Below are 23,984 nucleotides of genomic sequence, written 5' to 3'. Positions count from 1 at the left end.
AGCAGGATGACGCTATCTTTAACCTCCCCTGTTGTTACCGCTGCTTTCGGGTAAAATCTTGATGTACAGCACGCGCTGATAATTGAATGCACCTGTTATATTACCCCGAGCATCATAGAAATTATTGGTAGATGCCCCGCCGACATAGATGCGGGCATCGCTCTCCAGCCCCAGGTCTTTGACGTAAGTGACTAGTTTTTGCCCATCGGTAAAGACAATCTCAACCTTCACGAATTTATCTTTCTCTTTGCTGGAATTGAGCAGGTTACGGGCATTTACATCACATCCGCTTAAGCTCACAACCGCAATTAACAGGAGGCAGGCTAAAAAGAATTGCTTTTTTTTCACTTTCCCCTCCTCCTTCTGATCCTTTGCCTATCCTGATTCACGTGGATACCAGGTCTAACCTTGCTACCAACCCTTCTAAAGCTCCATTCACTTAGTTTCTGATTAACCAGGTAATGCACACTATCTGCAGTAAACCTCTCTCCTTCACCTCTTTTCCCTGCCGATTTACCGGTCAAAATCTCCAGCCCTTCATCAATATGCTCTACTGCCCATACATTAAACAGTTTACTTTTTACCGCTTCCACCACTTCCGGTTCCAGCATCAACTGTTCAACATTCTGCCTGGGAATTATTACCCCCTGTTTCCCGTTGAGCCCTCTGGCCTTACACACCCTGAAAAACCCTTCTATCTTCTGGTTCACCCCGCCGACCGGTTGTATCTCCCCGTTCTGATTAACCGAGCCGGTTACGGCTATTCCCTGGTATATGGGTATTTCTGCCAGACTGCTTAATAATGAATATAATTCTGCACTGGAAGCGCTATCTCCTTCAATTCCCTGATAACTTTGTTCAAAGGTAAGACTGGCTGAAAGTGATAAGGGTTTATCCTGGGCATACTGAGCACCCATATAGCCGTTAAGGGTTAAAACCCCCTTGCTGTGTATGCTGCCGCTCATCAATATCTCCCTTTCAATATTAACCAGCCCTTTCTCCCCCATAAAAGTCTTGGCGGTTATCCGGACCGGCCGCCCAAAAATATGGTCTCCTACCTCATAAACCGCCAGGCCGTTTATCTCCCCCATTTTCCAACCATCCACATCGATTAATAATATATTCCGGCGAATGAATTCCAGCGACCGTTCCTCCAACATGGAAGAGCGGTATTTCTTTTCCTCAATGGCCTGCAGCACATGTTTATCATCGACCAGCTCTGCCTGGCCGCGTCCCGCCCAACTGTTTGCCTCATATATTATCTCCACCAGCCGGTTAAACAAGGTGGTTAATTTGCTGCGGTCATCTGCCATGCGGCTGCCGTACTCCACTACCCGGGCTACCGCCGCCGGGGTAAAATGCCTTAGTCTTTCATTCTCGCACACCGAGCTGATCAGGCGGGCATATTCGCTTACGTGCTTGCGGCTGCGTTCCATTTCCACATCAAAATCAGCCTTAATCTTAAACAGTTTTTGAAATTCTTCATCCTGGGCATAAAGCAGGTAATAGTATATAGGCTCGCCGATGAGTATAACCTTGATGTCAGCCGGTATGGATTCAGGTTCCAGGGTCTCGGTATTGCTGATACCCATTAAACGTCCCATGCTTTCTATGTTTATTTCTTGATTCTTGAGTACCCTTTTAAGACTGTCCCATACATAATAGTTCCTGATAATATCGTAGACATGCAACACCAGATAGCCCCCGTTGGCCCGGTGCACCGCCCCGGCCTTGATTTTGGTGAAATCGGTGGCCAGAATACCGAATTCCCCTTCGTATTCAATCTTGCCCAACAGGTTGGAATAGCTGGGGTTGTTTTCGAACACTACCGGGGCATGCTTAAGGGATGAATTGTCCACCGCCAGGTTGACCTGGTAGCGCCGTTCGATACTTCGCCGGCTTACCTGCCGGAAGAGGTTAAAGTTGGAACCTTCCTCCTGCTTGGTAAACAGCTCCAAATTGCCCATCAAATCTTCCTGCATATCCCCCAGATAATTCAGTACGTCATCGAAGCTGCGATATTTTTTAAGCAGCTGGTCAAAATAAGGTGAAATGACCGCCTGGGCCGTTTCCTGCTCCAGTTCCTTGATCCGGCCTTTTATATCCTTCTCCAGATCCCGGTACTGACGAAAGGCTTCATTTAATTTTTCCTGTACTACGGAACTGCGTTTCATTAGTTGTTCGCGTTCTGCTTCCGTCATAGCCATATATTCTTCCTGGCTCAAAGCTTCCCCGTCTTTAAGCGGAATACTGTTGATTCCGTTCTGGTTGCGGGATATGGTAAACCCGAATTGGCGAGCCTCTTCATCCAGGCGCACATACATGCGGTTAGTCTCTTCCACAAAGCCAGTTATAATCTGGTTTTTTTTGAACTCGAAGTCCTCGCCTTCAAAGGCCTGGGTTATATGGCTGACGGCGTTCTCAACCTGAGCCTCCACATCCTTTTTAAACTCTTTGCCCTTCCCGGCCGGTAATTTTAAGGCCTGGGGCGAATCCGCCTTTTTAAAATTATGGACATAACACCAATCCGGAGGAACCGGCTCCCGGGCTGCCTTTTTAAAAAGCATCTCCCGGGCCAGAGTAGTCTTGCCGGTTCCAAAAACTCCAGCCAAATAGATGTTATAGCCCGGGTTGTCTATATTCAAGCCAAAATCCAGGGAACGTACCGCCCGGTCCTGTCCGATAATCCCCCTTAACGGTTTTACCTCAGCCGTACTGGTAAATTTAAATATGGCAGGGCTGCAGTTCTTACGAAGATCCTTGGTTTTAACCCGGTATTTATCAATATTCAAAATCGCACCTCCGCTTAAAAGTCTTGTAATAAAGTATGCATTGGGGTGATGCTCGGTTTTAAAACTCAAACCTCATACCGGCCTCTCCTTTGCTGACCCGCTCCCCCAGGGCCTGATAGAGCTGGGATGCGGCGTAGAATCCGGTACAATGGGAGACGACAATTTTGGAGATGGTGAAGGATTGCAGAGCGGTAATGGTTTTCTCTATTCTTTCCCGGGATGCGTTTATCAGATGGGTACCGCCGACAAAGGCTAAAACCTGCTGTCTGTTAGTCTTGCGGCAGGCATGCTCGATTATGTTGACCATTCCCGAGTGGGCGCAGCCGCTGACAATTATAAGTCCATCCGGATGGTCAATTATGAGGGCGCTATCATCAAGCAGGGGATCGTCCTGGATTTTTCCAGCAATCATCATCTTAAAATTAGCCCCGGTATCCTCGAAGCTGTTGCTGCGCGGTACTGCGCCGCTTAAATAAACAGCGGGGGCGATGGGGCCGAAATCGTCCCGCCAGTGGAGTATGCCTCCTGCAGCCGCCAGTTCTTCCCGGCTGAAACCGCAGCCGATATCCCGGTAATTGCCTCCCCCTATGGGTAAAGGACGATGAGCAAATATACCGGAATGAGCATAAACCGGCCGCGGACCGTATTGTTTAAGGTAGCTCATCAGTCCCCCGGTATGGTCAAAATGGCCATGGCTGATAACTATGGCGTCAACCGCCGCCAGATCAATATCCATAGCTTCCGCATTTTTAAACAGGGCTTCAGCACTTCCGGTATCAAAGAGAATTCTATAATTGCCTGCTTCAATCAGTGCTGCGAAACCGTACTCGCCTATGAGCGAGGGTACCGGTGTAGTGTTTTCAGCCAGAATAGTAACAGCAGTTTTCATATTCTTCCTCCCATTTTCATCATGATAAGTGATTGCAATAGAATATCTTGTAATATCTTCCTGAAGCGCCGGACTTCTGACCGGCAAGCCTTATCCCGGCCCAATTCACTTCAGATAATATTGTTTTTATATACTGCCCGGATCTATTCCTGCTATATCTATTATATTCCTGCAAAATTATATAAAACTGCCATGGTTATTATTCCCGCCAGTAAAGTATAAAAAAGGCTGCGGTATTTTACGGCTATGATGAAGGTAGGAATTGCGGCCCAGATATAGAGATTATGAGGTCTGAAATTTATATAGCCTTGGGGTGCCAAGACACTTAATGCTGCCAGGCCTCCCAGTACCGCCGGGGCAACAAAGGATAGCCATTTTTGCAGCAGGCGGGGAAATTCCCAGCGGGATAACAGGGCAACCGGCAGCATGCGTGGTAACAGGCTTACGGCTGATACTCCGCATATCATTAACAGGATACTAGTATCGCTCATCGATTAATACCCCCAAAGTTGCTGCCAATACCGTGGCAACGATTATATTGGAAAGGTTGGCCATGGATGACGGAATAATATATCCCAGCAACAGGCAAAATGTAGCACTGATACCGGCTACCACCGCATCATTGCGTTTTCCTACCACAAAAACCAGCAGGCATATATACATAGCCGGCAGGGCAAAGTTCAGACCTATCCGGTCGGTATTGGTGATAAGGGTGCCAAGTACGGCGCCGGCCAGGCTGCTGCCTATCCAGCCAATATGAGAGGTAATATTGAGCCCGGCCATGTATGCTGCAGTAGCACTGTGATTCTGATAGCGGGTCATGGCCACCGCATAGGTTTCATCGGTTAAGCCGTAGGACAAAAGCGCAGCCAGGGTTGGAGGTACATTTTTCAGGTGGGGCACCATGGAAGTGGAGAACAGAAAATAGCGCAGGTTAACCAGCAGATTGGCGGTGATAATGGTAAAAACTGCTCCCCCGGCCTGCATAACACCAATGGCAATATATTGTCCTGCCCCGGTAAAACACATCAGAGACATTAATCCGGCCTGGATGACGGTCATGCCTACTTGATTGGCCAGTACTCCAAAGGCGAATCCCAGAGGTAAATAACCCAAAACTATAGGGAAGGCATCCTTTATGCCGATAAAAAGCTCTTCGTTTTTAATCATCAACTTAAAATTCCTAGCTACAAATTAAAAAGATTTTAGCACTTTTTGAATTATTAAGGAAGTTAAAAATAGTAAGAGGCCTCCCCCGCTGCCATGATAGGTTCTTCTGACGTTTTCAACGGCTACCAGTTTTTCTGCCGATTATCGCCGTCTTCTTCCCCATCATCAGACTTAAGCATCCATTCCAGGTCATCCAGGTGATAATAGCAGACATTTTCCGGTTCGGTACCGCGTTGAAAGGCCATTTCAATAGTTCTGGGGCAGGCTTCGGTGGCAATCAGGCCGCTGTCCAGGCAGATATTGCTTATACTTATACCGGCCGGCCGTTCAAAATCTTCGTCCGCTGCGCCCACCGACGCCTTCCCCAGAAAGCTTGCCCATATGGGACCTGCCACCGCTCCTCCGGGCAGATTTACATTCTGGTTCAGATCATAACCCACCCAAACCGCACAGGACAAGCGGGGAGTAAAACCAACAAACCAGGCATCCTGATATTCATCCGTAGTTCCGGTTTTGCCGGCGGAAATCCGCCCCACCGTCTGCTTCAGGTGCGATCCGGTTCCCCCCGGTTCCATTACCCCTTTGAGCATATCGCAGATAATATAAGCATTCTGCGCGTCTATAACCGGCTTCGATTCTACCCGGTTTTCCTCCAGAACCTGGCCCCGTTTATCCGTAACCTTGAGTATGAAGACAGGTTTGTTATATATGCCCCGGTTGGCAAAAACCGCATAAGCTGCCGCCATCTCCAGGGGCTTAACCGCTACCGGCCCCAGGGGCAGGGACAAAACCGGGCTGATATCAGGAAAGCCAAATTTCTTTATATGTCCGGCCGTATTTTTAGGCTTCAATATATTATTGACTTGTACCGCTACTACGTTGTCCGATTTCATAATTGCTTCTTTCAGGGTGAAGGGACGCCAGTGGTAAGGCTCATCGCCATAATCAGTGGGACGGTAGGTTGTGCCATCGGATAGCCTGTAAGCAACCTTTTCACACATTACAGTATCAGCCGCAGTGAATCCCCAGTCAACAGCCAGGGAATACATGAAGGGTTTAAAGGTTGACCCGGGTTGGCGCAGGGAATAGACCCGATTATAGTTAGAGAGATTATAGTTTCTTCCCCCCACCATAGCTCGTATTCCTCCGTTTTGCACATCCAGCGCTACCAGCGCCGCCTGCAGATTCTCGTCTTTGCCCTGCAGCCCGTCGGCCACGGCCTGGTTGGCAGTCTTCTGCATGTTTAAATCAAGCGTGGTCAATACCCTTAATCCCCCCTGGTAAACCATGCGTTGTCCATACTTGTCTATCAGGTAGTCTTTGACCAAAGCGATAAAATAGGGGGCATCACCAGCAACATAAGCGTTGCGGCCATAAACCAGCTTTTCCTGCAGAGCCGCCCGCTTCTCTCCTTCATTTATCATTTCTTCTTCAACCATGCGCCTCAATACTATTGCCTGTCGTTTTTTGGCGATGTCCGGGTGGTAATAGGGGTCATAGCTGCTCGGTGCGTTCGGCAGGCCTGCCAGCAGCGCGCATTGAGCCAGGCTCAATTCATCGGCACTGCGGGCAAAAAAGGTGCGGGCGGCCACTTCCACCCCGTAAGCCCCCTGTCCAAAGTAAATGGTGTTGCAGTACATGGTAAGAATCTCGTCCTTGCTGTATTTCCGTTCCAGTTGAATTGCATAGAATAGTTCCCTTATCTTGCGGGAAAAAGTCTTTTCATTGCTGAGAAATAAGTTTTTCGCAGTCTGCTGGGTTATGGTGCTTCCCCCGGCTACGACTTTCCAGCGCTTGATGTTGGTAAACACGGCCCGGGCAATCCCGCTCAGGTCAATTCCATGATGACGATAGAAATTTTTATCCTCCACGGCAATAATGGCATTAACGAAATTCTGCGGTATATCCTCCCGTTTCAGATTTATCTGGTTCTCCCGGGTGAGGCCCTTTATTACCTCGCCATTTATATCCACTACGACGGATGCCTCCGGCAGCTCAACCTCAGGAAGTCTCCAGGTAAAACCACAACAGCCAAGAAGCAAAACCATGATTAAAAGACAGCAAATTCTGTTACGCATACCATACCCCCTAATGCCTAAATTACCCATTTAGTTGATAATTAGTCATATTTTAAAGGGCGATTCGGGAAAAATACTTTTATCAAGCTTTTTAGCCCGGGGTTGACACCATCTGCCGATAAAAGGTATAAAATAAAAGGACTCATTTTTATTGCGGGAAAGGCGGTGGTGAAATGGAACCTATACCACGATCGTCATATTGGTCTTCATCTGTTAACGTCAACAAATTAATAGGGAGGGTAACATTGCGCCGCCAAGGCATCTGTTAACCCTCCAGCGAAACGGAGGGATGAGTGTGATCAAAACCTACTTCTATGATAAAGATCAGGACGCCATGTTTCATGACGTTGATCTTTCCCAAAAAGACAGCCTTCTGAGTAATCCCAACAGTTTATTATGGATAGACTTATATGATTGTTCTGCCAATGAACTGAACTATATCGGCGACCTTTTCAATTTCCATCCTCTGGCTCTGGAAGACTGTTTGCAGATAAATCCCCGGGCCAAGGTTGACCGTTATGACGACTATAACTTCTTCGTTTTTCATGCTCTGCGCTATTTTGAAGAGGCTGAGGAAGAGGATGAGATAAGCAGCATCGAGCTGGATGTGTTCATGGGTAATAACTATATCGTCACTATCCATCCGGTTGCCTTGGCGGCAGTGGGAAAAGTCGCCCGGATATCATTAAAGGATACGGAATCAACCAGCCGGGGACCGGAGCACCTGCTATACCGGATTGTAGACAACATCGTGGACGATTGTTTCCCGATTATATCCAGGCTGGGTGAAAGGATAGATGACCTGGAGGATGATATATTCTTAAGCCGCGGCCGGAAGATAACGGAAGAAATACTGGCACTAAAGCGAACCCTGATTCTGCTGCGCAAGGTATTGATACCCCAGAGAAGGATCTTTGGCAATATCAACGGGCATTATTCCTTCCTGGTGAATGAAGATAATGTCCCTTATTTCCTTGACCTGGTCGACCATCTGGACAATATACTGGATACGGCCAATACCTACCGGGATTTGCTGAATAGTACAACTGAGACTTATTATTCCATCATAACCGGCAGAACCAGTGAAATTATAACCGTGCTCACCATCATATCCATCATCATGATGCCGCTCACGGTAATAACCGGCTTTTTCGGTATGAATGTCACGATTCCGGGCAGTGAAAATCCCTTTTACATGTGGTATATATTGATGGGAATGGCAGCCCTGGTGATAAGCATGCTGGCCTTTTTCCGCTACCGCAACTGGCTCTAAAAAAAACACCTTTGAGGCTCAGCCTCAGAGGTGTTTTGCTTACTAGGAATATTTAATGCAGATGTTGCTTATGAGCCGGGCTACATCATTTACATAGTCCTCTGCCATTTCAATATGCTCATAGACTTCCCGCCATTTGATTATGGCGATCGGGTCATTTTCATTGTCAAAAAGGTAGGCCAGACCGGTTCGGTAAAAATTATCCTGCCTGCGTTCCAATTTGTTGATCTGCTCACAGGCAGCCAAAATCTCTTTTTTATTGTGCTCCATCGAGTTGATAAGGTTCAGGGCTTTTTCCTGCAAGCTTAGGGACTTACATAAAACCTCCACCATATCCTTGACCCGCTGGTCGGGTTCACCCGTTTTATAAAGTATCATCCGGTCAATGATGCCGGTTATATAGTCAAGCGTAGCGGCCAGTTTTTGCACTAGCTGAAAGGCATCCTCACGGTCAAAAGGAAGTATGAAACTGGTGTTCAGCCTGCGCACCAGTTCCTGAATAATGCGGTCACCCTCATGTTCCATAGCAGTCAGCTTGGCCATTTTGATATCCAGGTCCCGGTAGTCATTGACCACATTTTGCAATATATTGCCGCCTCTGACCACTACCCGGGCACTCTCACTGAAAAGTAAAAACAGCTCTTCATCTTTTTTCCCAAATAACCGCATTTTCTTCCCCCCTTCAACCTGAGCATGGATTTTACAAAACCTGCTAGGTATTTATGATATACCATAGCCGCTTTTATATCAAGAATTAATGGTTTGATGATCAGGGGCAGCCGAAAATTTGATTCTTTCTTTCCCGGGCGTCCTGATAAGCTCTGCACAAGAGCTTCAGAGCGCCCGCAGGTAATCCGGCCGCAGGTAACGCCGGTCATTTTTGGCAATAATATCATTGATCAACTTAAGTATTTTTTCTTTATCATCCGGCAAGCGGCCTTTTATAGGTAGATAATTGGAAGCATGATTACTCCTGAATTCAGTTCCTTCAAGCTCCATATGCTGTATCATGATTCGCATTTCGTCAAGAATCTCAAAGGGCTCGGGCAGTTCAAACTCTTTTCTTTCCATTTTTCGATAGAGTTCAGTACGGGGCACCAGCATAAGGGTTAAAGCCCCGATATAATCCGGGTTCATTTCATTGCATATCTCTGCGGTTTTAATGGCATGATCCACCGCCCGTGGGGTTCTCCCTGCCAAACCCAGTAATACCGTTACCGAGAGCAGAATCCCCGCCTGCCTTATCTTCTTGCCTGCCTCCACCATTTCTTCATAGGTAACCCCTTTTCTGATTTCCCGCAGCAGCTCCGGATCACCGGTTTCCACTCCCAAATAGGCAATAGTTAGTCCTGCTGCTTTCAATGCGGTAAGTTCAGAAATTTCTTTTTTCAAAATACTGTCCGGGCTGGCATAAATGCCTATGTGGCGCAAACCGGCAAAGGTTTTGCGCAAATCGGCCAGTATTTCCAGAAGTTCAGCGGTATCCATGGCCAGCGCATCGCCATCGGCCAAGAAAACCTTCTCCAGATCACCATAATAACTTCCAGCCATGCGAATATCGGCTTTTATTTCTTCCAATGGTCTGACCCGGTATTTTTTGTCCTTATACATACCGCAAAAAGTACAACGATTATGGGTACAACCTACGGTACATTGAAGAATATAGCTCCTCGCTTCACTGGGAGGCCGGAATATGTTTCCTTCATATCTCATCAGCCTGGCACCTCCTTATTTGCTTTATAGTTTATACAAAATAAAATATTTTGTGTAATACTTTACTTTTTATAAATTATAATCTAGCCATATTTTTTGTCCATTGGCATCAAAATAAAAACAGGATGCGAGTTTTTTTAATATTGTGAGGAGGTTGTTGTATGGCGAGGAACAGAGGACTTATGTCCGAGCAGCTCAAATATGAAATCGCCCGAGAACTGGGTGTAGACCATATTGTGGCTACCGAGGGCTGGGGCGGTGTAAGCTCACGAGACTGCGGCCGAGTAGTCGCCAAGGCAATTGAAATCGCAGAGAAAAGCCTGGCCCGGCAAATGTAAATAACTCGCTCCTTTTCGGGGGGTAACACCCCCGAAAAAGTTTATTCTAAGGGGGGCTTGCTTATGATAACCGGAAAAACCCCGTTGGAGGACGTACTGGAAATACCTGGTGCAGCACAAGTTTTCGAGAAATACGGCATCAGATGCCTGGGTTGAATGGGCTTGCGGTTTGAAACCGTCGAGCAGGGTGCTCGGGCCCACAATGTAAATCTGGAGAAACTGTTGGCCGACCTGCGGCAAACCGGCAATAAGGGGTTATAACCCCTTATTGCCGGTTTTGTCAATCGCTGCTTTCCAGAGTCCTATTGTGATAAGTGATAACCTTATGTTCCCAGGTACGCATGGTCAGCTGCTCGTCATGCATAGACATCAGATATTGGGGCAAAAGCGGAGTCTTACCCATACCGCCGGGGGCATTGACTATATAGGTGGGAACTGCCAGACCAGAAGTATAGCCTCTCAGCTGCTCCATAATCTCCAAACCGGTTTCGATGCTGGTGATAAAATGAGCGGTACCCTTTACCTGCTTGGCATGAAACAGATAATACGGTCTAACCCTGATTTTCAAGAGTTCCTGATTGAGCTTTTTCATTATATGAGCATTGTCATTAATTGATTTCAACAATACCGCCTGGTTCCCCAGCACACATCCGGCAGCCATAAGCATGTCACATGCTTTTTTAGCTTCTTCAGTAACTTCCAGGGGACTGTTAAACTGGGTATTGATATACAGCGGCTGATGTTTGGCCAGCACCTGACATAATTCCACGGTAATCCTCTGGGGAAGTGTAACCGGGGTTCTGGTGCCGATGCGCTTAATCTCTACATGTTCGATCCTATCCAATTCACCCAGCAGCCAATCCAGCCTTTTGTCTGACAACATTAGAGCATCACCGCCGGTGATCAGCACATCGCGAATCTCCGGATTGTTTCTTATATATTCCAGGGCATTTTCCAGCTGATGCTTGCCGGCATGATGATCTTTTTCCCCAAAGTTCCTGCGCCGCTGGCAATGGCGGCAATACATGGCACATTGATTGCTGACATTGATTATCAGCCGGTCGGGATAGCGGCGGGTAATGCGAGAAACCGGGCTGGTAGTCAGTTCCCCCATGGGGTCAAGCTTGCCATACTGGTCATAGATTTCCCGGATGTCGGGAATTGCCTGTTTAAATATCGGCGATTGCCGATAGTTGGCAAAATCAATCAGGCTTAGATAATAAGGGGATATGGCCCAGCGATATTTTTTGGAAACAGCCAATATTTCCTGGTATTCACTATCTTTTAAATCGATAAGGCACGACAGAATGTCGACGTCAGAAATGCGGTTTTTGATTTGCCATACCCAGTTGTTCCAATCCTCTTCCGAAGCATTAAAAAATTCAAGCAGGCGCGACCTGTTATTGGTATTGCGTTCCCGGGCCCTGAAACCTGTTTCCAGGCTCGGCTCTGCATCCAGGTAGTCTTGAATCCGGGAGCGCAATTCGTCTGCCCGATTAAGGGAAATGGTAAGGTTATCAATTTTTTGCACGTTCATAAATCAAAACCCTCCTTACATTAATAGTCGACGGAGGGCCAAAGCAATACTTATGCATTTTATCCCTCCCTTAACATGCGCTTACGAAGTTAGCTGACGGGTTAGGGCTTAAGGGTAGCCCTTCAATTCATCATTGATTCACCCCAAAAAATGGTTCCTCCGCTCTGTTTACCCCAACAGATTCAGCGTAATATGATTTCAACAGGTCGGTATCCATACCCCCTTTATTCGAGTATATGCTAATTATTAAGCTAATGCAACTTATTTTTTACTGTTTATTCCATTTGCTTATCATCCAAACAGAAGAAAGGCGATTACCAGTGAAAATACGATAATAAGGCTTGCAGGTCCCAGCCCGCTCCCAATAAGTATGCCTAAAATTGCGGTTAACCATATACTGGCAGCCACGGAAAGGCCGTGAACCTCATTTTTTTCCGAAACCCATATTAGTCCGGTGCCCAAAAACCCCAGGGCGGCTATTATCTGAGCTGAAAGCCGCCCGGGGTCACTGAACCAGGGATAATCTATTACTTTGTAAAACTCAGTCGAGACTATGGTCAATAACGCTGCTCCGGTACATATTATGGCAAACATGCGGGCTGCGACCGTACTGGTTTTCAGCCCGATAATAGTGCCAGCCGCAGCAGCCAGCACTATTCTTAAGAGAAAGCTCCCCAGCATTAAAGCACCCTGTAATTAGGAGCTTCCTTGGTTATACTAATATCGTGGGGATGGCTTTCGGTCAGGCCGGCATTGGTTATGCGGATGAAGCGGGTTTTATTTTTCATTTCTTCAATATTTCTCACCCCACAGTAGCCCATACCCGCCTTCAGACCTCCAATAAGCTGGAAAATGGTCTCGGATACATAACCCTTATAGGGAACCCGGCCTTCAATACCTTCCGGAACCAATTTCTGAGCATCCTCCTGAAAATAGCGGTCACTGCTCCCCTGGGTCATTGCCCCCAGCGAGCCCATACCGCGATATACTTTATAACTTCTCCCCTGCAGAATTACAACCTCTCCGGGACTCTCTTCGGTTCCCGCAAAGAGATTGCCCAGCATAACCACATCTGCCCCGGCGGCAATAGCCTTGGCAATATCCCCGGAATATTTAATGCCTCCGTCAGCAATGATAGGTACTCCATATTGGCCGGCCACGGCGGCGCAATCGGTGACCGCCGTAATCTGGGGGACGCCTATTCCTGCTATTACCCTGGTAGTACAGATGGAACCGGGCCCGATTCCCACCTTGATGGCATCGGCCCCCGCCTTGATAAGCTCCTCGGTAGCCTCCCCGGTAGCAACATTGCCGGCAATAAGCTCAACTTCGGGGAACCCTTGCTTTATGCTGGCAACAGTTTCAACCACCGCTACTGAATGTCCATGGGCGGTATCGACTACTATAACATCAACCCCGGCTTTAACCAGCGCCTGCACCCGGTCATAGGTATTCCGGGCAATACCTACCGCAGCTCCTGCCAGGAGACGTCCCCTGGAATCCTTGGCTGCATGAGGGTATTTATAAGTTTTTTCGATATCTTTAATAGTGATTAGCCCCATAAGGTTAAAATCGTCATCCACTAAAGGCAGTTTTTCGATCTTATACTTGCGCAGGATCTCCATGGCCTCATCCATGCTGGTGCCTACCGGTGCGGTTACCAGTCTTTCACTGGTCATTACATTTTTGATGGGCTGGTTAAAATCAGTTTCAAAGCGAATATCACGGTTGGTGATAATACCCACCAATTTTCTGCCCTCGGTGATGGGTACGCCGGATATGCGATAATGTTCCATGATATCCAGGGCATCCTGAATTTTGTTATCGGCCGCTAAATAGAAGGGGTCGGTAATCACTCCATGTTCAGACCGTTTCACCCGGTCAACCATCCGGGCCTGTTCTTCAATTGACATGTTTTTGTGTATCACACCGATACCGCCCTCACGGGCAACGGCAATTGCCATTCGGGTTTCGGTTACAGTATCCATACCGGCGCTCATCAGGGGTACTTCCAACCTGATATTCCTGGTTAGCCTGGTGGAAACGTCCACATCCTTCGGCATTACCTCAGAACGCCCGGGAAGAAGAAGCACATCATCGAAAGTGAGACCTTCTTTGCCAAATTTATCCAACATTATTTATGGCCTCCTAATAAAATTTAGAATATATTATATTATTATAAGCTAATTTTCAAGCCGCTGCAGCAATTACTGTATCAGTCGCCCCCCATAACCGAACTCAACCCGTATTTAATAAAATGTTCCTGCAGCAGGCTCATGGTATCAAGGCTCACCTTATGTTTGGCCGCCATTTCCCTTATCCCGACATTGGCTTTCATATCATTTATAAAACTGTCAAAATCCACTCCAGCTTCCGCACACATTTCATCCAGCCCCTGAATTCTGCTCCAGGGCGGAAACGAACCCTTGCCACGATTGTCTGTCATTAAATACAACCTCCTCATGCTGTTAGGAAAATAACCGCTGATCAGCACTGATTTTTTAGGGGCCATTAATTATGCCTGATCCCGCAAAATATGTCTTCATACGCGGTTGCCTGTCCGTTTGCCTGCCCGGTTTACTTACTTCCAAGACGTCCCGGGCAAAAAATCCGGGGCAATTATTATAGCTTGCCCCGAATATGCGGAAATAAAATACCCGCAGCATGTCAAGGCAGCAGCGGGTTTATATGTATCCTTTTTGCTTGGATGACAGGGAATGGGGGCCATAGTTTATATAGAGCTGTTTTTTAAACGCATATGAGTAGCATCAAGCTCAACTACGATCACTTCCCGGCCGATTTTTTTTACCGCCTCCCAGGGTATGACCAGTTTCTGGCGGTCAGCCCAAAAGTTAAAGGCATTACCCCGATTGGGAAGTATTATAGATATAATCTGGCCGCTTTCCTGGTCTACCAGCATATCTGATTCCCCCACGGTTCCCATCCGCATCCCGTCATATATATTAACCATTTCTTTGCCTACCAGGTCATTAAGTCTCATGCTATCCCCCCGTTCAAATACCGGTGTGGCCAAATCCCCCTGATCCCCGAGAGGTCGCGTCGAGTACGTCTACTTCCAGCAATTCGGCCTTTTCCGCCCGGGAAAAAATCATCTGGGCAATTCGTTCACCCCTTTTTAAAATATACTCTTTGTCCCCCAGATTTATAACAATAAGCTTAATTTCTCCCCGGTAATCACAATCGATAGTTCCCGGGCTGTTAAGCAAGGTCAGGCCATGCTTTAAGGCCAGACCGCTGCGAGGCCGGATCTGGGCCTCATAACCATCAGGCAGGGCGATAGCAATACCGGTGGGTACCAGCACCCTGTTGCCCGGAGCAACAGCGACTGCTGCCTCCACTGCCGCATACAAATCAACTCCTGCCGCTCCTGCAGTCATATAACCGGGCAAAGGCAAATCAAAACCGTGTAGTCTTTTTATCAATACCTGCATACATCAACCCTCTTTACTTCCACCATTTCTTATACTCCTGTTCCACCGCCGGCAGCACCCCGGCACTGCCGATCGCCGCCAGGGAAAACCGGGGGAAATCCAGGACTTCATCCGCAAAACCATTTACCCTTTCAGCGCTCACCGCATTAATCTGCTCCAACACCTGATCCACCGGAATCACCTCATCATACATCAGGATCGATTTGCCCAGCCGGTTCATGCGATTCATCACACTTTCCATACCCATAAGCATGCTGGACTTTATCAATTGCCTGGTTCTTAGAACTTCCTCCCGGCTCACTCCCTGTTTTAAAAATACATCCAACTCGCCCTTTAATACCTCAAAAAATTGTGGGATTTTACCTGGACCGGTACCGATGTGAATTACATAAGCTCCGGTATCGGAATAGTTGGAAGGATAGGAATATACCGAGTAGGCCAGACCCAGTTCCTCCCTGATAGCCTGGAACAGGCGGGAACTAACTCCTCCCCCAAGTATGCTGTTCATGATATTCTGGGTATACCTGCGCTTATCCAGATAGGATATCCCCGGTACCCCCAGGCATAATTGCACCTGTTCGGTATCTTTTGCCACCAACTCGATAAAGGGGGTGTAGGAGGTAACCTTACTGTAAGGCAGTTCGGCCGCCTTTCTGCTTTCCCGGTTGAGATAGCCCTCGACCTTGTCTCTTACCCTGCCGGCATCAACATTACCGGCCACAGCTATAATCATGTTGGAAGGCTGATAGGCGCTGCGGTAATAAGCATAAACGGCGTTGCGCTCAAAGCCTGACACCGATTCCATGGTTCCCAGTATGGGGCGCCCCATATTATGTCCCTGCCACAACTGCTGGCTGAACACATCATGAATCAGATCATCCGGGGTATCTTCATACATGTTGATTTCTTCTGCAATTACCCCTTTTTCGGTCTCAAAATCCTTGGCGGCAAAACGGGAATTAAAAACCATATCAAATATTATGTCCAGGGCCGTATCCAGATGTTCGTCCAGGGTACGGGCATATACGCAGGTGTGTTCCTTGGATGTAAACGCATTGATCTGGCCGCCGATACCTTCGAAGCTCTCGGCTATTTCCCGGGCACTGCGCTTATCCGTACCCTTAAAAAGCATGTGCTCAATAAAATGGCTCGCTCCGGACAGCGGCTCCGCTTCATGGCGGGAACCAACTCGAATGTATATCCCTACGGCCACCGACCTGACATAAGGTATTTCCTCCACCACCAGCCTGGCTCCGCTGTCCAGCTTCCAGTAATCTATCACCAGCTATACCTCCAATAAATATTATATAAAAGTATTCTTGCCCCTTGGCGTATTATCCTTTTTGCAGCCATCATTACCCCGATGTCCGCTGGTTTTTACAATACCTTCAGGTTTTGCAGAAATCTTCTCACCGGGTTAAGCTCCTGCCCGACATCCTGGCGGCATATCAGCTCCGTACTCCGTACCAGCTGGTTATCAGCATAAACTGACATACTACCCAGCTTTTGCCCCGCCTTTAGCGGCGGTTGTACTACATAGTTTACCTTTACCCGTTTTTGAATATCCGGGTTTAAGCCTGCTGCCCAGACGTAGATATCTTCGGCCGGATACAGCTCGACATACGGGCATCGGCCATTAGCCACCTTAACTTGTTTAAACGGCACGTTTTTGTCAACCATTTTCATAAGCTGGGTGGATTGGAATCCGTAATCCAGCAGCGAGGCACAGTCATTGCTCCGGTTACCCGACTTTAAAGCAACTGCTATCAGCCGGCGTCCATTACGGGTAGCCGATGCAACCAGGCACTTGCCCGCCGCATTGGTAGTACCGGTTTTTATGCCATCGGCTCCGGGGTAATTATCCAGCAGGGTATTGGTATTGTCAATAAGCATAGGCTGGTGGTAGCCGGGATGCTGGAACTGAACCCGCCGGCTGGCTACCAGGCCTTTTAAATATCCATCCTCCAGAAGGTAGCTTCCTATCCGGGTCAAATCGTAGGCCGTGCTGTAATGATCGGCCGACGGTAAACCCGAAGCGTTGCAAAAGTGGGTGTTTACCGCCCCGATGGTGAAGGCCTTTTTGCTCATTAAATGGGCAAAAAAGCGTTCTTCGCCAGCCACATGCTCGGCCAGAACTACAGCGGCATCGTTGGCCGAACGTATTAGCGCCGCTTTCAGAAGCTCAGCAACCTCCACTTCCTGACCGGCACGCAGCCCAATTGAGTATTGCGGCGTTTTTTGCGCATGGCTGCTGACCGTGGCAATCTCTTTCGAACCGGCATATTCGGTCGCCAGGATAGCGGTCATCATCTTGGTAGTGCTGGCTACCGGCCGCACCACATCAGCCTGGCGGGATAAAATAATCTGCCCGCTGTCACCATCCGCCAGACAATAATAAGCGGAACTGAGATAAGGTACTGCTGCTGCCAGCGGGGCATTTAAAAAAAACAGGGTCAGGAAGGCCAACACCAAGCCCCTGACCGCCTTATTTACTCTTTTCATCGGGCAACTTTCCGTCTTTTTTTATTATATCATCAATGCCAACCATCTTATATCCCTGCTCTTTAAGCCCCTTGAGCATTTCCGGCAGCGCTTTTACGGTAGGTTCGGTAGGATGCATAAGCACAATAGCATCATTATGGAGCCGGTTCGTAACCCGCTTAACTATGGTTTCAGGGCTGGGACGCTGCCAGTCAATGGTATCGATGCTCCACATGATCAGGTCATAATCCAGGCTCGAGACTACCTGCATAAGCTGTTTCCCCTGCTCACCATAGGGTGAGGCAAAAAACCGGCACTGGCCGCCGGTTATATCCTTGATTACCTTTTCCGCTTTCTTTATCTGTTCCTCCGCCTGAGCCGGAGCAAGCTGGTTAAAGTGCAGATGCTTGTAGCCATGGTTTTGAATGCTGTGACCGGCTTTGCTCATTTCTTTCAGTAGGCCCGGATTCTTCTCCGCCCAGCGGCCGGTAACGAAGAAGGTTACCCGGGCGTCATATTTTTTGAATTCCTTCAGCATCGCCGGGATATATTCTTCTCCCCAGTCAACATTCACCGTCAGGGCTACTGCCTTTTGGCCGGTATTTCCCTGATAAATTGGTTCTTTAGAGTGTAAAGCTATTCCGGCATCATTAAAATATGCTAAAGACAATCCCAAAAAACCACAGAGCAGTATAAATATAACTGCTGCTCCCAGCATGGCTCTTTTGGTAAAGAAATAAATTCTCACTTCTTTTCTCCCCCCCATAATTGAACCCAAACCCTGCCTCTGCTTACCCCTGCTTTAATAATTACCAAATCCTGGCTGGTGTTTTTGAACCTTAAATCCATATGAGCATAATCAACGGCTGCATCGCTGCCGGCAGGAACATAGCTCACCGGCAGGGAATGCTGGTGCCTTTCGGTTATTTTCAGGCCGCTGGCCAAAACCGTATTGTATAAAGTACTTGATACCTGACACACCCCTCCTCCGTAGTCAAGTTCTCTGGCCCCCATCAGAATTACCGGCGCCGGCATGAATCCCCTTTCCACCGTTCTGGGACCTACCGTTTGGTTAAACGAAAAAACTTCACCAGGCCATATCACCGAATTATTCAGGCATGAACTGGCCAGCTCTATATTGCTGTAGCGCTGATAACTCCCACTGATCCAGCTCTCATAACTGCCCAGTATTTGATTGGCATTCTCCAGATCCCGCCGGCTGTATCGGGGATAGACGGTTATAGTCTCAAGCTCCAGATGCTGACCTTCGGCGGCATTAAGAACTTTATTCACCGAACCCGGTACATCAATAACAACACCCGTCGCTTCACCTGTAATCTGCCCCGTCCTTTTGTCCAGACCTGGCTCCCGGGGGAGTTTCTGATGCTTGATAGCCAGATATTCGATATCGGCAGCAACCTCTTCGGGAAGCATACCGGAAAAATCCCGTCCGGCCATGATAACCCCCGGTGCAACTCCAAAGAAATGCCTTTCCACCTGATCCACCCAGTTAGCCAGCAACGGAATGCTGATAAAAAAAGTCAACAGCAGCCAGACCCGTTGATCCAGCCTGATAAAATAGAAACCCTTTAATAAAAGCATCACCCCTTATAACAACTCTTTTAATTATTATTCCGAGGTGATTATACCTATGCGATTTTTATCTTTTAAGAAACCCCATAAAATGCAAATAAACCGAGACAACTCGGTTTACTTGGAACGATATTTGCTTTTTTGGTCCGATAACCTAGGTAGTAGCAGGTTTAACCGTGTTTTTTAAAACGGCTTTGCGGGATAGATTCACCCTGCCCTGCCGGTCAATCTCGGTTACCTTGACCAGAATTTGGTCGCCTATGTCAACCACATCCCGTACTTTGTTAACCCTTTCCTCGGCCAGCTGGGATATATGAACCAGCCCTTCCTTGCCGCTGGTTCCCAATACGCCTGGGATTATCTCCACAAAGGCGCCAAAATCCATGATGCGTTTTACGGTTCCCATATAGGTCTTCCCTACTTCGACCTCAGCCACAATAGATTCCACTAAGAATTTGGCCTTCAAGGCGGCTTCCTCGTCAACCGCCATAATAAACAGACTGCCGTCATCCTCTATGTCTATCTTGCATCCGGTTTCATCCACAATTTTGTGAATGGTTTTTCCACCCGGTCCAATGACTTCCCGGATTTTATCGGGATGAATCTGCATTCTTATCAAACGCGGGGCGTAGGGAGAAAGCTCCATATTAGGTTTGTCAATGGCTTGCATCATTTTCCCCATGATAAACATGCGGCCTTCGCGCGCCTGCTTCAGCGCCGTTTTGACAATTTCCCGGTTGACCCCGGTGATCTTGATATCCATCTGCACTGCCGTCACGCCTTTTTCGGTGCCTGCCAGCTTGAAGTCCATGTCTCCCAGGGCATCTTCAATTCCCTGAATATCGCTGAGAATGGCAAAGCTGTCCTCGCCTTTTACCAGGCCCATAGCTATGCCTGATACCGGAGCTTTTATCGGCACTCCGGCATGCATCAGGGAAAGGGTGCTGCCGCAGACGCTGCCCATGGAACTGGAGCCATTGGATTCCAGGACCTCTGAGACCACCCGAATGGTATAGGGAAATTCTTCTTCCGCAGGAAGTACCGCCAGCAAAGCTCTTTCGGCCAGAGCGCCGTGACCGATTTCTCGTCTTCCCGGTCCCCGCATGGGCTTTACTTCACCGGTACTGTAGGGAGGGAAATTATAGTGATGAATATACCTTTTTCTATCGTCATTACCCAGTCCGTCCAGGATTTGTTCCTCGCTGACGGCACCCAAGGTGGTCACCGATAGAACCTGGGTCTGTCCCCGGGTGAACAAACCGGAGCCATGGGGTCTGGGCAGGATGCCTACTTCACAACTGATAGGTCTGATTTCATTAAGCTTGCGCCCGTCTACCCGATCTCCCTGCTCCAGGATCATTTTTCTGACCACTTCTTTGAGCAGTTTGTCCACCGTCATTTTAATCTCTTTCTCTTCTTCCGGATAACTCTCCAGGAAGTGGTTGATTATCTCGTCATTGGCCAAATCCATCTGCTCTTCCCGGGATTTCTTATCCGGGTTTTTCACTGCTTCTTCCAGACGGGGCAGAGCATAGTCGCGAAGTGCGTTCACCATTTCTTCATTCACTGCAATTTCCGGTACTTCAATCTTGGCCTGACCTAATTCAGCAATGATGGGCTCCTGAAACGCTACTATTTTTTTAATCTCCTCATGAGCAAAGAAGACTGCCTCCAGCATAGTCTCCTCGGGTACCTGATCGGCATGCCCCTCCACCATCATTATCGCTTCTTTGGTTCCTGCCACTACCACATGCATTTCCGAACGGCGGGATTGCTCCAGGGTGGGGTTTATGATCAGATCACCGTCGACCATACCGACAACCACTGCGCCAATAGGGCCGGCAAAGGGTATATCGGATACTCCCAGAGCCAGAGAAGCGCCGACGGTAGCAGTGACATCAGCCGGACAGTCTTTCTCTACCGACATTACGGTTGCCACCACGTGAATATCATTCTTGAATCCCTTGGGGAATAGCGGACGAATCGGCCGATCCAGCTGCCGGGCCGAGAGGGTTGCCAGTTCCGTGGCCCGGCCTTCCCTTTTTATGAAACCTCCCGGGATTTTACCCACCGCATACTGCTTTTCTTCGTAATCCACGGTCAGAGGGAAAAAATCGATACCTTCCCGGGGAGCCTTGGAGGCTGTTGCCGTTACCAGCACAACGGTCTCACCGTACCTTACCAGAGCCGCTCCATTGGCCTGTTTGGCAAGCTGCCCGATTTCCACGACTAGCGGACGTCCGGCAATTTCCATTTGATATTTGTGGACTATATCCATCTCCTCCTTTCACATTATTATAAATAAAGATAAAGAGCGGCTATCCGCTCTTTTACCTTCTCAAACCAAGCCTGGTCAGAATTTGGCGATAACGGTCAAAGTCTTTCTCTTTTAGATAATCTAAAAGAGAGCGGCGTTGACCAACCATTTTTAAAAGCCCCCTGCGGGAATGATGATCCTTGGTATTGGCTTTAAGATGTTCATTCAGATAGTTTATTCTTTCCGTAAGAATCGCTATTTGAACTTCGGGGGATCCGGTATCATTCTCATGTATCTGGAAGGCCTTGATCAGCTCTTCCTTTCTTTCCGGCGATAATGCCACGCTCTCACCTCCTCTTCTTTAAATCGCCATTAACCAAGCTTGGCGCCGGTGAATCGCCAACCCTAGCCAATGGTTCATTCCTGTTAATGGTATATGATTTTAAAAGCAGTTAGACTGCCGCTCTTACCTGGATTTTAACCTTTATATAATTATCCCGGACAGCATATATTTTTATACTCCCGAGCTCAATAACCAAGGTAAATTGTAGCATAGCCCGAAAAAAAAGTAAACTTACCGGGTTGAAGCTATTCTTCGGGCTTTATCCCGGTCCAAAGCTATCTGCCGGGTTAGTTCCTCGGCACTGCTGAACCTGCGCTCATCCCGTATTTTGGCTATAAAGTACAAACGAAGCTTTTGACCGTATATGTCACCCTTAAAATCGATTAAATGGGCTTCAATCTCCACCGGATATTGAGCATGAAAGGTGGGCTTGCTGCCAATGTTGACCACCGCCTGATAATGGCGCCCGTTAACCTCGGCCCGGGCAGCGTAAACGCCCTTGCCCGGTATGCTGACTTCATTGCTTAACCCCAGGTTGGCGGTAGGGAAACCAATAGTGGAACCTCTATGTTCTCCTTCGATGACCTGCCCTTCCAGCATAGGCTCATACCCCAGCATAATTTTGGCCTGTCCAATATCACCTGCATCCAAGGCCCGTCGGATCATACTGCTGGACACTACCACCCCGTCAACTGCAACCGGTGGTATGATATTAACCTTAAATCCCTGTTTTTCCCCCAGTTGCCGGAGCAACTCCGGAGTCCCGGCTCCTTTGTCGCCAAAGGTATAATTAAACCCGACAAATACTTCCTTAACCCTAAGCCGGTCAATAAGTATCTGCTGCACAAATTGCTCGGGGGAGCATCTGGCTATTTTAAGATTAAAGCTGTTGTATATCAGGATCTGCACCCCTAATTTTTCCATAAGCTCCGCTTTCCGTTCCGCCGTCACCAGCAGCTTGGGAGCCCGCTCGGGAAAAAGCACCTTGCTCGGGTGAGGCTCAAAAACAAAGGCGGTTGCTTTTCCTGCGTCTGATCGGGCCGCTGCCACCATTGTTCTGATCAAATGCTGATGGCCCTGGTGCAAGCCGTCGAAATTACCCAAGGCCAAATAAAGGGGGCGGTGATCAGGCTTGAAATTTTCAATTTCACGTACTATCTGCATCGTTTAAGCTCCTTTATTAAAGACCCTTTCCGCTTTAATCATGCCGGCTCCTTCATGATTGCTTCGGGCCAGAGCCACTAAGCTGTTTTCCGGCGAGTATACCCGGATAAGTCCCTGCGGCAACCGGGCCTTTATCGCCACTGCCTGGCCGTTCATTATGGCCTGCAGGTCTTCCCTGGAATCAATTTGAATGGCGGGCAGATGAGTCAGCGGATAGTCTAAAGGCCAAAGATAGTGGTTGATTGAGGTCTGATCCTGCAGGATTTTTTCCAGAGGAGAGGCTTGCTCTATATTAAACCGGCCCGAGCAGATGCGTACCAGGCCGGACAACAAAGCGCCCGTCCCCAGTTTGACGCCGATGTCGTGCCCCAGGGTACGCACATAAGTGCCGCGGGAGCAATCGACCTTGATTTTAATCACCGGCAACTCGGCATCCCGGTTTATTTCCAGTATCTCCAGGCTATGAATCACTATTTCTCTTTCCTCCCGGGCTACCGTTATCCCCTCACGGGCGAGCTCATACAAGCGTTTTCCCTGGTGATGAACCGCAGAATACATCGGGGGGATCTGTTTGATCCTCCCGGTAAACTCCTGCAGAATGCCCTCCAGGCGCTCTGCCCGGAAATCCTTTTTCCCCGTATAATCAACGCGGCCCCAGGCATCCTGGGTGTCGGAGACCGCCCCCAGAGTGAACTGGGCTATGTAAACTTTGCGTTCATCTTCTACATAGGGTATTACCCTGGTGGCCTTCCCTATTGCCAGCGGCAAAACCCCGCCGGCCATGGGATCAAGTGTGCCGAGATGGCCAATTTTGATTCCACGGGGGATGATTTTTTTTATCTTTCTTACAACGTCAAAAGAGGTCATGCCTCGAGGTTTATCAACATTTAGAAAGCCTTGCAAA

24 protein-coding genes and 1 riboswitch are annotated in these 23,984 nt (G+C 48.3%); of the genes, 2 read left to right on the top strand and 22 right to left on the bottom strand.

The genetic code is table 11. The features are described from left to right. Positions 1-18 precede the first annotated feature (18 nt). The 6 genes from ACU70B_RS06595 to ACU70B_RS06570 form a co-directional block, all read right to left on the bottom strand. Entirely contained in the window at positions 19-348 is a 330-nt protein-coding gene (locus tag ACU70B_RS06595) for a hypothetical protein (protein WP_447185554.1), read from the bottom strand. Further along, on the bottom strand, positions 345-2,792 hold the full coding sequence (locus ACU70B_RS06590; protein ID WP_447185553.1) for a Lon protease family protein: 2,448 nt from the start codon (positions 2,790-2,792) through the stop codon (positions 345-347). The genes ACU70B_RS06595 and ACU70B_RS06590 overlap by 4 nt, the downstream gene beginning before the upstream one ends. 58 nt (positions 2,793-2,850) lie before the next feature. Then, complete coding sequence (locus ACU70B_RS06585) at positions 2,851-3,681, bottom strand: MBL fold metallo-hydrolase (RefSeq protein WP_447185552.1); 831 nt, start codon at positions 3,679-3,681, stop codon at positions 2,851-2,853. 161 nt (positions 3,682-3,842) lie between these two features. Further along, positions 3,843-4,172, bottom strand: a complete 330-nt coding sequence (locus ACU70B_RS06580; RefSeq protein ID WP_447185551.1) for a branched-chain amino acid transport AzlD family protein — start codon at positions 4,170-4,172, stop codon at positions 3,843-3,845. Next, entirely contained in the window at positions 4,159-4,851 is a 693-nt protein-coding gene (locus ACU70B_RS06575) for an AzlC family ABC transporter permease (protein WP_447185550.1), read from the bottom strand. Before ACU70B_RS06575 ends, ACU70B_RS06580 begins: the two co-directional genes overlap by 14 nt. A gap of 122 nt (positions 4,852-4,973) precedes the next feature. Continuing rightward, the gene (locus ACU70B_RS06570; protein WP_447185549.1) at positions 4,974-6,929 is read right to left on the bottom strand and encodes a transglycosylase domain-containing protein; all 1,956 of its coding nucleotides are present in this window, start codon (positions 6,927-6,929) and stop codon (positions 4,974-4,976) included. 295 nt (positions 6,930-7,224) lie between these two features. On the opposite strand from ACU70B_RS06570, the gene corA reads away from it, so the two are divergent. Next, the gene (corA, locus tag ACU70B_RS06565) at positions 7,225-8,202 is read left to right on the top strand and encodes a magnesium/cobalt transporter CorA (RefSeq protein ID WP_447185548.1); all 978 of its coding nucleotides are present in this window, start codon (positions 7,225-7,227) and stop codon (positions 8,200-8,202) included. Positions 8,203-8,244: 42 nt separating this feature from the next. On the opposite strand, the gene ACU70B_RS06560 is transcribed toward corA, so the two are convergent. Together ACU70B_RS06560 and ACU70B_RS06555 are read right to left on the bottom strand one after the other, a co-directional pair. Continuing rightward, entirely contained in the window at positions 8,245-8,871 is a 627-nt protein-coding gene (locus ACU70B_RS06560) for a DUF47 domain-containing protein (RefSeq protein WP_447185547.1), read from the bottom strand. Between the two features lie 165 nt (positions 8,872-9,036). Further along, on the bottom strand, positions 9,037-9,915 hold the full coding sequence (locus ACU70B_RS06555) for a radical SAM protein (RefSeq protein WP_447185546.1): 879 nt from the start codon (positions 9,913-9,915) through the stop codon (positions 9,037-9,039). A gap of 161 nt (positions 9,916-10,076) precedes the next feature. On the opposite strand from ACU70B_RS06555, the gene ACU70B_RS06550 reads away from it, so the two are divergent. Then, the gene (locus tag ACU70B_RS06550) at positions 10,077-10,253 is read left to right on the top strand and encodes a small, acid-soluble spore protein, alpha/beta type (RefSeq protein WP_447185545.1); all 177 of its coding nucleotides are present in this window, start codon (positions 10,077-10,079) and stop codon (positions 10,251-10,253) included. A 280-nt stretch (positions 10,254-10,533) separates the two neighbouring features. Here ACU70B_RS06550 and eam read toward each other — a convergent pair whose 3' ends face one another. The 14 genes from eam to truB form a co-directional block, all read right to left on the bottom strand. Further along, positions 10,534-11,790: a glutamate 2,3-aminomutase gene (gene eam / locus ACU70B_RS06545; protein WP_447185544.1), complete on the bottom strand. Its 1,257-nt coding sequence runs from the start codon at positions 11,788-11,790 to the stop codon at positions 10,534-10,536. A gap of 63 nt (positions 11,791-11,853) precedes the next feature. Then, a riboswitch (cyclic di-AMP (ydaO/yuaA leader) is annotated at positions 11,854-11,988 on the bottom strand. 93 nt (positions 11,989-12,081) lie between these two features. Beyond that, on the bottom strand, positions 12,082-12,471 hold the full coding sequence (locus tag ACU70B_RS06540) for an MgtC/SapB family protein (RefSeq protein ID WP_447185543.1): 390 nt from the start codon (positions 12,469-12,471) through the stop codon (positions 12,082-12,084). Then, positions 12,471-13,925, bottom strand: a complete 1,455-nt coding sequence (gene guaB, locus ACU70B_RS06535; RefSeq protein WP_447185542.1) for an IMP dehydrogenase — start codon at positions 13,923-13,925, stop codon at positions 12,471-12,473. Before guaB ends, ACU70B_RS06540 begins: the two co-directional genes overlap by 1 nt. Before the next feature lie 80 nt (positions 13,926-14,005). Continuing rightward, positions 14,006-14,236 carry a helix-turn-helix domain-containing protein gene (locus tag ACU70B_RS06530; protein ID WP_447185541.1) on the bottom strand — a complete coding sequence of 77 codons (231 nt, stop codon included), beginning with the start codon at positions 14,234-14,236 and terminating at the stop codon, positions 14,006-14,008. Between the two features lie 285 nt (positions 14,237-14,521). Then, positions 14,522-14,791 (bottom strand): YlmC/YmxH family sporulation protein, encoded by a 270-nt coding sequence (locus ACU70B_RS06525; RefSeq protein WP_447185540.1) that lies wholly within the window; start codon positions 14,789-14,791, stop codon positions 14,522-14,524. A gap of 13 nt (positions 14,792-14,804) precedes the next feature. Then, positions 14,805-15,242 (bottom strand): dUTP diphosphatase, encoded by a 438-nt coding sequence (gene dut / locus ACU70B_RS06520; protein ID WP_447185539.1) that lies wholly within the window; start codon positions 15,240-15,242, stop codon positions 14,805-14,807. Between the two features lie 13 nt (positions 15,243-15,255). Continuing rightward, a complete protein-coding gene (locus ACU70B_RS06515; RefSeq protein ID WP_447185538.1) occupies positions 15,256-16,524 on the bottom strand; it encodes a M16 family metallopeptidase in 1,269 nt (422 codons plus the stop codon). A gap of 95 nt (positions 16,525-16,619) precedes the next feature. Further along, positions 16,620-17,744, bottom strand: a complete 1,125-nt coding sequence (locus ACU70B_RS06510) for a D-alanyl-D-alanine carboxypeptidase family protein (protein WP_447185537.1) — start codon at positions 17,742-17,744, stop codon at positions 16,620-16,622. Continuing rightward, the gene (locus tag ACU70B_RS06505; RefSeq protein WP_447185536.1) at positions 17,728-18,471 is read right to left on the bottom strand and encodes a polysaccharide deacetylase family protein; all 744 of its coding nucleotides are present in this window, start codon (positions 18,469-18,471) and stop codon (positions 17,728-17,730) included. Before ACU70B_RS06505 ends, ACU70B_RS06510 begins: the two co-directional genes overlap by 17 nt. Further along, positions 18,468-19,325 (bottom strand): VanW family protein, encoded by an 858-nt coding sequence (locus tag ACU70B_RS06500; protein WP_447185535.1) that lies wholly within the window; start codon positions 19,323-19,325, stop codon positions 18,468-18,470. Before ACU70B_RS06500 ends, ACU70B_RS06505 begins: the two co-directional genes overlap by 4 nt. A 145-nt stretch (positions 19,326-19,470) precedes the next feature. Next, positions 19,471-21,594: a polyribonucleotide nucleotidyltransferase gene (locus ACU70B_RS06495; RefSeq protein WP_447185534.1), complete on the bottom strand. Its 2,124-nt coding sequence runs from the start codon at positions 21,592-21,594 to the stop codon at positions 19,471-19,473. A 52-nt stretch (positions 21,595-21,646) separates the two neighbouring features. Next, positions 21,647-21,916 carry a 30S ribosomal protein S15 gene (gene rpsO / locus ACU70B_RS06490; RefSeq protein WP_447185533.1) on the bottom strand — a complete coding sequence of 90 codons (270 nt, stop codon included), beginning with the start codon at positions 21,914-21,916 and terminating at the stop codon, positions 21,647-21,649. Between the two features lie 231 nt (positions 21,917-22,147). After that, on the bottom strand, positions 22,148-23,080 hold the full coding sequence (locus ACU70B_RS06485; RefSeq protein WP_447185532.1) for a bifunctional riboflavin kinase/FAD synthetase: 933 nt from the start codon (positions 23,078-23,080) through the stop codon (positions 22,148-22,150). 3 nt (positions 23,081-23,083) lie between these two features. Next, on the bottom strand, positions 23,084-23,983 hold the full coding sequence (gene truB, locus ACU70B_RS06480) for a tRNA pseudouridine(55) synthase TruB (protein WP_447185531.1): 900 nt from the start codon (positions 23,981-23,983) through the stop codon (positions 23,084-23,086). Between the last annotated feature and the right edge of the window lies 1 nt (position 23,984).

The sequence above is a fragment of the Syntrophomonas curvata genome (genome assembly GCF_052976825.1).
Note: the sequence above shows the minus strand (reverse complement) of the source record. Positions and strands in the feature narration are given on the sequence as shown.